Genomic DNA, 9,334 nt, shown 5'->3' with positions numbered 1-9,334 from the left:
TACGAGGACAGCTGCACGGGCAACCGATTCAAGTGCATTGCCTCGGACATGAATTCCGTAGGCTACTATAATACAGACTTTGTGGTGGGCAGGACGTACTACGTGCGCGTGCTGAATGCTTCCGCGACCATCCATACGCTCGGCTTCAACATCTGCCTTCAGGCCTTGCCGAAGCCGGCTAATGATATTTGTGCTACTGCTGCGGAATTGACTCCGAACAGCAGCTGTGTGAATACTATTGGCACGTTCAGCGGCGCGCTGCAGGACGGGGCTGCCCCGTCGTGTGCGCCAGGCTCCTCGCAGGATGTCTGGTATAAATTTACGGCTACAGGACAGACTATGTCGGTCAATATTGTCAGAATTTCGACGGGCTGGACGATGTATTTCGCTCTAGAGATTTATGAAGAAAGCTGTACTGGAAACCGACTCCAATGTACTCCATACAATACGGATGGTATAAGCTATTCAAGTAGTAATTTTGTTGTCGGCAGGACGTATTATGTACGTGTACTGAATGCTTCGGCAACCATCCATACGCTTTCTTTTGCTATTTGCTTGATCGGACCGCCCCCGGTGGCTTGCACGCCTTCTGTGGCAATCAATGCTTCGGCCACTTCGATCTGCCAAGGACAAAGTGTTGTCTTTACGGCAACACCTACCAATGGTGGTACTGCGCCGTCCTATCAGTGGAAAGTCAACGGAAATAATGTCGGGACAAACAGTCCGTCTTACACTAGTACGACATTGGCAAACGGAAGCAGTGTTACTTGTGTAATGACAAGCAACGCTTCTTGTGCCTCTCCATTAACTGCCACGAGCAATGCTGTTGTGATGAATGTTTCTGCTCCAGTTGTTCCTGCTTTTACGCAGGTAGCGCCAATTTGTTCAGGGGGATCCTTTACGCTGCCAGCCACTTCTAGTAACGGAATTACGGGAACATGGAGTCCTAGCATAAACACAACCGCAACGACAGCCTATACCTTTACGCCAAACACGGGACAATGTGCTTCGACAGCAACAATGACGGTTACAGTGACTTCGATAAATACGGCGACCACTGTTCAAGGTAGTACCATTACGGCAACTGCAACCGGAGCTGCGTATCAATGGATTAATTGTGCGAATAACCAGCCAATAAATGGAGCAACAAATGCTTCTTATACAGCAAGCGGAAATGGCTCTTATGCAGTAGTCGTGACTCAAAACGGATGCTCTGCAACGTCAAACTGTGTTCAGATAACCAATCTGGACGTGGACACATTTGAACAAAACAGATTGAGAATTTATCCAAATCCGGCTACTCATCAATTGTTTATCCAATTGAACGAAGCTACCGAAATCGTAATTGTAGACATGACAGGAAAAACAATCCAGCAAGAATCTCTGAAAGCGGGGAATAATGCAGTGGATGTAAGTTCGCTAGCTTCTGGAATGTATTTTATAAAATCGGTATCGGGAGCCAATGCAAAATTTGTGAAGAAATAAAATAGTTTTATGCTTATTAAAAACGCCCCTTTTCGAAAGAGTAGGGGCTTTTTGTTTATAACTGCGGCAATAAAATTTGTTAAACTGGAAACCTGCTGCCATAGGGTTGTCACTTGAGGGGTTTTATTTTGTGTACGAATCGCAAATACAACTACTCATGAAAAAATTAAATTTAACGCAGCAGTACAAGACGTACTTCACTTTTAAAACAGCACCTGAAATTGTTGAGATCGAACCAGCACAATTCCTCTCCTTGACGGGAAAGGGGGATCCTTCAGAAAAATCTTTTTCGGAAAAGATACAGGCGCTTTATACGGTTGCCTATGCCATCAAGTTTATGTGCAAGCAATTGGACAAAGATTTCACGGTTTCAAAATTAGAAGGCTTATGGTGGTATGATGAAAACAAGTTTGGAAATGTTTCTATGGAGGAAGCACCCAAGGTAATCGCTAGAAGCGAGTGGGAATATCGTTTATTGATAAGAATGCCCGACTATATAATCGAGAACGATGTGAATAGGGGAGTTGAAACTGCTTTCGCAAAAAAGAAACTGGAACTCATAAAAGAAATCGAATTTTTCCGAATGAACGAAGGTAAATCTGTTCAGATGCTTCATGTAGGCCCATTTTCAAAAGAAGGAGAGACATTGCAGGAAATGAAGAAACTTATAGAAGAAAACCGATTCCAAAAAAACGGACTGCATCATGAAATATATTTATCCGATTTTAATAGGACAGCCCCAGACAAACTAAAGACTATTTTAAGAGAACCCGTGAAATAGGTGCTGCTTTAAAGCTTCCAATATCACTAAAATAAAAACCCTGAGAGTGCTAACTTTCAGGGTTTTTAAAAAATAATGGTTTTCTTATTTCTCTGATAATTCCTTGATGATTTTTAAGGCGGCATCCCACATGGCACCGTGATTTTGGACATATTTTTTCGCTATCGGGCCAGACTCGACGTTTAATACAAAATCTCCATTATCAGCTTTTGTCAATGTATAGTTCTCTTTATAATCTCCTATTTCCACATTGGGTGCAGGATCAACTTCATCATACATTTGGACTTGAAGGTATTCCGTTGGATCATGTTCTTTCACGATTCCGTAAGCACCGACATTACCCTCTAAGTCGGTCCAAATTACATCAGAACCTACTTTCCAATCGGTCTTCACTAATGCTCCGCCGCCAAATGCTATTGCCCATTGGTCGTTTGGATGAAGCAAAATGTCCCATATAGTTTCAGGTTTGGCTTTAATAGCAACCGATTTTTTGATGACTTCTGTTTCTACAAAAGCTGGAAGCGCCTCGTTGACGAAATAGTTCCAACCGCCAGTAAAGCTCTCGACTCTGAAGTTTGGATTTTCTTGAGGGAAGCTCTCCAGTCCTTCATGAGTTAGCTTTAGCCGTGTCCTGTTTTCTGCTTCGCTAAAAAGCTCCCACGTTAATACAGAATATCCCTTGTATTCAGGATACCTCCATGAATAGCTTATTTTGTTAGGAGGGTCGCTTACCAATACTTCACATTCGTGAAGGTACTGTACGTTTTCATCTCCTCCGGTAAACTGAAATTTGAATCCTTTTTCGGGCTTAAATTCTTCAAATTCAAAATACCATTCCTTCATCTGGTCTCGGTTGGTGATGGCATCCCATACCTTTTGGATAGGCGCGTTATACGTACGCTCTAAAACAAGTGGTTTTGTTTCCATATTTATTTGTTTTTAAGATGATTTTTGTCTTTCGGCAGATCAGCATCGTCTTGACGTTCAAGGTAAGAACCAAGGGCATCGAGTTTCTTGTTCCAAAATTCCCTATATCGATTCAGCCATAGGTCTACTTCTTGCAGCTTGTGCAGGTCTGTCTTGCAATAGCGTTCTCTTCCTGTCTGCTTGATAATAATCAACCCGCATTCTGTTAGTATTTTGATGTGTTTTGAAATGGCCGGACGGCTGATGTCAAAATGACCAGCAACACTATTAAGGTTCATAGACTGATTGCTTAGTAAATCGATAATTTCTCTTCTTGTCGGATCGGCAATTGCCTGAAACACATCTCTTCTTAATTCCATATAAGTTACCATTTGGTTACAAATATATATGATACCATTTGGTTACGCAAATTTTAAATGAATTTTTTAGTGAAATTGTACAAAGAATTTATTGTTCGAATTAAGTAGCGTAATAGCACAAAATGATACCTATTTTGAATTTTTATTTCGTAAAATAATTAGGCAGGGTGAATTTGCTCGTAAAAAACAGACCATTTTTTCGAAAATTTGACGCTTTTAAGCTGTTTTTTACCCCTAAAAAGAGGGCAGCAAAAAACAGTTACACCAAAAAAGTGACCAGTTACGCCCGTATTTGACCACTTATTACTTCTCGCTATTAAATCTCAAACAAACTTCTAACCTTTGTTCCGTAGATGAGCAATCAAAGATTTATAACCTATTTGCACTCATAGATTGTTTCATTTTAAGCTAGCCCCAGCTACTTTCTAAACTTGTCCTGCTTAATTGTTGAGGAGAAAACTCAATGCTTATAAATAGTTGTTTTTTGATGACCAATCATTGAAAATTACTTCAACGCGCTAGAGTTGTGTTTTAGTTATTATTATAAAAACAATATGAAAAATATGATAAATAAAAGTGAGCCGAAGATGTATCTGAAGGATAACTGTCCTGCATCTGTGCTGTATTTGTGGTAGAAACGCACATGGCCACTTCAGGTAGCGGCGGCAGGAATATCGATACGGTTTTAGGGGTAAAATTTTGGTGTCGAGCCTGCCGCAACGCGCCTAACAGATTTAGAAAGATAATTATAAAATCGTCAAAGGCAAAAAAATAAGAAGATGAAGACAATGACAATAAGGAGCCTACTTTTTTTCTCACTATTCATTAGCGTGAAAGCGGTTGCACAGACAGTAAATACGGGAGAGATGTCAATCCTGCCAGGAACTGTAGTTTCAACCCGATTTGATTTTGGCAATACGCCGACGGCAACATTTACAAACGATGGAGAATTTTACGTATTCGGCAACTTCAATAACGACGGGCTCGTAAGCTTCACTCCCGGACAGAGAGGCTATACGATATTTCAAGGCAATGTTGCACAATCTATTTCAGGAAGTGCTCCGAGTGATTATTTTAAGTTCTACGACGTACTTTTTAATAACGAATCGCCACAGCCTGCTTTCCAGCTTTCCGCAGATATCAGTATCACAGGAAATTCGGATTTCCTGAATGGAATTGTCAGGATTAATGAGACTGAGGGGCTTATAGTGTACGAAAACAATGCGACTCATTCTAATACAGATAATGACGGCCATGTAGATGGCTATGTACAGAAAAATGGCAATGTGGAGTTTACCTATCCTATAGGGAATTCTAGTTTTTTCAGGCCCGCTAAGATTCTTCCGACAGCTCCAAATGCTGCCACCGATGCCTTTACGGGAAAATATTTCCTTGAGAATTCCAATACACTTTATCCGCATGCCAGCAAAGTCGGGAACGTAGAACTGATCGATGACAAGGAATATTGGACACTAGATAAGACAGAGGGAAATACCGAAATCATGCTCACGCTGTCATGGGATCAGGCAACCACGCCAGGATTTATATGGCAGGATCTCGACCCGTCGTCTCCAGAAGGAATGGAGAAGCTCACGATCGCCCGCTGGGATGAAGAGAAGAGACTCTGGGTAGATGAAGGTGGCATCGTCGAAATTGGTGCTGGCGGGATACAAACAGGAACCGTGACCTCTTTTTTCGCGACTTCAGGTTTTGGAGTCTTTACGCTGGCTAAAGTAAAAAGAAGGGTGGAACCGGTTGGAAATATCGTGATTTATAACGGGGTTACTCCTAATGATGATGGGAAGAACGATTACTTTATAATAGACGGTATCACGAACTACCCTAACAACAGAGTAAGCATCTATAACCGCTGGGGAGTAAAGGTTTTCGAGACCACAAATTATGATTCTGACGGAAATGTTTTCAACGGCCACTCTGAAGGAAGAGCTACCGTAAGCCCAGACCAGAAGCTCCCTTCTGGAACCTACTTCTACGTACTCACCTATGAACTTACCTATCCAGGAGGGGAAAAAAGAAACATCGAAAAGGCAGGCTATCTGTACCTGAACGATAATTAACAAGAAAACGTAAAAGATATGATAACTAACTATAAGCTTGTCCTTTTAGTAGCTCTTCTTTGGAGTATTTCAGGCTCGGCCCAACAGGACTCGCAGTATACACAGTACATGTATAATACGGCAAACATGAACCCAGCCTATGCAGGATCAAGAGGAGTACTGAGCATATTCGGACTCCACAGGACGCAATGGGTCGGACTAGACGGTGCGCCGACTACGAACTCCTTCGCGCTGCATTCTCCTATCGGAATCAGCAAGGTCGGGCTAGGGCTTTCTTTTATCAATGAAAGGATCGGACCTTCGGACGAGAATAGTATTTCTGCCGACTTTTCCTATACGATACGGGCTTCAGAAACCTTCAAGCTGGCCTTCGGGCTAAAGGCAACCGCCAACCTGCTGAACATAGATTATACCAAGCTGGATATCTACGATCCCAACGATCCGAGATTCCAAAGAAACATAGAAGATTCCTTTACGCCCAATATCGGTGCTGGTGCCTATCTGTATTCAGAAAACACCTATGTAGGGCTTTCGATTCCTAATTTTCTAGAAACAAAACACTACCAAGACGATGGGAATTATTCAGTCGCTAAAGAAAGAATGCATTTCTACCTGATGGGAGGACATGTCTTTGAACTCAGTTCCACCCTGAAATTCAAGCCTTCTGTGCTGGCCAAGATCGTTGAGGGCGCTCCATTACAGGCAGATATCTCCGCCAACTTTCTGTTCAGCGAAAAGCTTACCCTCGGATCTGCCTACCGCTGGGATGCGGCAGTGAGCGTCATGGCTGGTTTCCAGATAAGCGAAGGGCTTTTTGTCGGCTATGCCTATGATACAGAGACTACAAAGCTCGCGACCTACAATTCGGGCTCTCATGAGATATTCCTGCGCTTTGAATTATTCAAAAGCTATGACGGTACCGCATCGCCGAGATTCTTTTAATACAATCAAAACATGAAAAATAGAACAACATACCTGCTTATCGTCCTTACGGCTCTTTTTGCTTCCTACGCAGATGCGCAGCAGCAGAAGTTGGCTAAGGCAGGAAAGCTATATGACAATTATGCCTATATCGATGCCATCAAGATTTATGAAAATATTGCCTCAAAAGGATACAAGTCGGCAGAGCTATTTCAGAAGCTCGGGAATGCCTACTATTTCAATTCCGAGTTTGCCGAAGCGAACCGTTGGTATACAGAACTCTTCACTCTCGGAATAGAGCCGGAACCCGAATACTATTATAGGTTTTCACAAACGCTAAAATCTATCGGCGACTATGACAAGTCGGCCCAAATGATGAAGAAATTCGTAGAGAAGAATTCGGCAGACGAAAGAGGCCGTATCTATGAAGAAGACAAGAACTATTTAGCCGAAATCAGGAAGAACTCCGGCCGCTATGCAATCGAAAATGCTGGCATCAATTCCGAAGGGCAAGATTATGGAACGGCCTTTTTCGACGGAAAGCTTGTCTTTGCCTCATCCAGACAGACCAGCGGCCTATCGAAAACCATAGACAAGCGCACAGGACTGCCTTTCACCAACCTGTTTGCCTCTACAGTAAAAAGCGACGGCACATTTGAGACGCCTGAAAAATTCTCGGGAACTATCGACAGCAAGTTTCATGAAGCAACCCCCGCTTTTGCCAAGGATGGAAAAACGATGTATTTCACTCGAAACAACTACAACGAAGGAAAAAAAAGAAAAAGCAACGAGAAGAAAATACTGCTCAAACTATATAAGGCCGTTCTCGAAAAGGGCAAATGGACCAATGTTACGGAACTTCCATTCAACAGCAATGAGTACAGTACGGCACATCCGGCACTCAGCCCAGATGACAAGACGCTGTATTTCGTGTCCGATAGGCCCGGAACTCTAGGGCAGTCGGATATCTATAAAGTAAGCATAAATTCTGACGGCACATTCGGGAATCCCGAAAACTTAGGGAGAACAATAAATACAGAAGGCAAAGAAACCTACCCGTTCGTGTCCGACGAAAATGAGCTCTATTTTTCTTCCGATGGCCATCCAGGACTGGGAGGGCTAGACATCTTCAAGAGCAGGATTGAGAATAATGACTTTTCTAAGCCATTGAATGTGGGAGAACCCGTAAACGGACGCCAAGATGATTTTGCGTTTATGATCGACACAAAATCCCAAGCCGGATTCTTTTCCTCTAATCGAGAAGGAGGGATGGGCTATGACGATATCTACAGGTTTAAGGAAAATAAGAAGCTGGAATGCGAACAGCTTCTGGCAGGGAGGATAACCGACCAGCAGGCCGGAACAGGGCTCGAGAACGCAAAAGTGAGCCTTTTGGACAACGATTTCAAACTGCTGGAAACAGCATATACAGATGCAGACGGCAATTATTCTTTTAAAGTTGAATGTGGCAAAAAATATAGGGTAAGAATCGAAAAGAAAGAGTATTTGGCAGATGAAAAAAGTGTTACGATTTCAAAAGATTCAGGCACAACCATCTTGGATATAGAGCAACAGAAACGCCTGTCTGAGATTGGAAAAGACGGGGACATAGCAGCTGTTTTCGGAATCCGAGAAATCCATTTCGATTTCGACAGCTGGAATATCCGTGAAGATGCGGCTATAGACCTGCAAAAAATCATAGAAGTAATGTGGGAATATCCTAGCATGACGGTAGCCATCCGGTCGCATACCGACAGCAGGGGCAATGATGACTACAACCAGCTGCTCTCCGAAAAAAGAGCTCAGGCAACAAAGCACTATATGATTTCTCAAGGAATCGATTCCAGTAGGCTGTCTGCCAAAGGGTATGGTGAAACACAACTGAAGAACAAATGTGGCAGCGACGCAAAATGTACCGATAAGGAACATCAGGAAAATAGGAGAAGCGAATTTATAATCCTTAGAATCAGATAACATAAGATTAATACATATATAATTTATAAAAAAAAGGCTTCTTGTCAAGTAGCATGTTGGAGATAAGGAAGCTAGGAGTCAAACAAATTTTAAAAAATGAGATCATGAAGAGATTACTACTCACCGCCATTGCGATGCTGGGCGTTTCCGCCGCTTATTCACAGGTAGGAATAGGAACCAGTACGCCAAATAACTCATCCCAGTTAGAAGTAACGGTTGAAGGACAATCGGAAAAAAGAGGTGTCCTGATACCAAGAGTGGCGCTTCAGAATACGGAAAGCATGGATCCGATTATCAATACGGGAACCTTGCCGAACAGCCTGCTGGTTTTTAATACCGCTACTTCTGGAACCGCACCTTTCAATGTTTCGCCAGGCTATTATTATTGGTATGATACAAAATGGCACAAGATGGCAAACAGCAGCGATGATGCCAATACGACCAATGTCAGCCTGACCAAAGACAACATGAATCTTATATTGACAGACAGCGATGGCAATAGCGTACAGATCGCATTATCAGATTTGCAGACTATAACGACTTTGGTAAGCAACGGCAACGGCAAGTACACCTATACTTCCGAGAACGGCACGGTTACCGTTATCGACGTCCCAGCCGACGTGATCCAAAACTTCGAGACGATCATCCAGGACACGAGCGTCCTGAACCAGATTACGGAACTGATACAGAATATAGGCGGCAACGTGTCCTATAACGGCAACAGCTTTACCTATGTAGACGCCACGGGCACGACGCAGACCATCAACATACAGGAAATCGTGCGCAATAACGAGACGGTTACGACCCTT

At 42.9% G+C, this 9,334-nt stretch carries 7 protein-coding genes and 1 pseudogene; 6 read left to right on the top strand and 2 right to left on the bottom strand.

The window, feature by feature from the left end; translation table 11 throughout:
• Together CLV94_RS05515 and CLV94_RS05510 are read left to right on the top strand one after the other, a co-directional pair.
• Positions 1-1,485 (top strand): T9SS type A sorting domain-containing protein (locus CLV94_RS05515; protein ID WP_147406583.1); only part of this gene is annotated, 1,485 nt, incomplete at its 5' end.
• Positions 1,486-1,642: 157 nt separating this feature from the next.
• Positions 1,643-2,266 carry a GyrI-like domain-containing protein gene (locus CLV94_RS05510; RefSeq protein WP_121375421.1) on the top strand — a complete coding sequence of 208 codons (624 nt, stop codon included), beginning with the start codon at positions 1,643-1,645 and terminating at the stop codon, positions 2,264-2,266.
• An 84-nt stretch (positions 2,267-2,350) separates the two neighbouring features.
• Here the strand turns inward: CLV94_RS05510 and CLV94_RS05505 are convergent, their stop codons facing one another.
• Positions 2,351-3,193: an SRPBCC family protein gene (locus CLV94_RS05505; RefSeq protein WP_121375420.1), complete on the bottom strand. Its 843-nt coding sequence runs from the start codon at positions 3,191-3,193 to the stop codon at positions 2,351-2,353.
• 2 nt (positions 3,194-3,195) lie between these two features.
• Entirely contained in the window at positions 3,196-3,552 is a 357-nt protein-coding gene (locus tag CLV94_RS05500; protein WP_121375419.1) for an ArsR/SmtB family transcription factor, read from the bottom strand.
• 779 nt (positions 3,553-4,331) lie between these two features.
• On the opposite strand from CLV94_RS05500, the gene CLV94_RS05495 reads away from it, so the two are divergent.
• The 4 genes and pseudogenes from CLV94_RS05495 to CLV94_RS17015 form a co-directional block, all read left to right on the top strand.
• Positions 4,332-5,630, top strand: coding sequence for a gliding motility-associated C-terminal domain-containing protein (locus CLV94_RS05495; RefSeq protein ID WP_121375418.1), 1,299 nt, complete (start codon positions 4,332-4,334; stop codon positions 5,628-5,630).
• A gap of 18 nt (positions 5,631-5,648) precedes the next feature.
• Positions 5,649-6,572: a PorP/SprF family type IX secretion system membrane protein gene (locus CLV94_RS05490; protein ID WP_121375417.1), complete on the top strand. Its 924-nt coding sequence runs from the start codon at positions 5,649-5,651 to the stop codon at positions 6,570-6,572.
• Between the two features lie 12 nt (positions 6,573-6,584).
• Positions 6,585-8,525: an OmpA family protein gene (locus tag CLV94_RS05485; RefSeq protein WP_121375416.1), complete on the top strand. Its 1,941-nt coding sequence runs from the start codon at positions 6,585-6,587 to the stop codon at positions 8,523-8,525.
• A gap of 104 nt (positions 8,526-8,629) precedes the next feature.
• Positions 8,630-9,334: pseudogene (locus CLV94_RS17015) on the top strand (hypothetical protein); the annotation flags it as partial.

It is taken from the genome of Flavobacterium endophyticum (genome assembly GCF_003634455.1).
GTDB lineage: Bacteria > Bacteroidota > Bacteroidia > Flavobacteriales > Flavobacteriaceae > Flavobacterium > Flavobacterium endophyticum.
The sequence above is the reverse complement of the archived record's forward strand: the minus strand, read 5'-3'. Positions and strand labels throughout refer to the sequence as shown.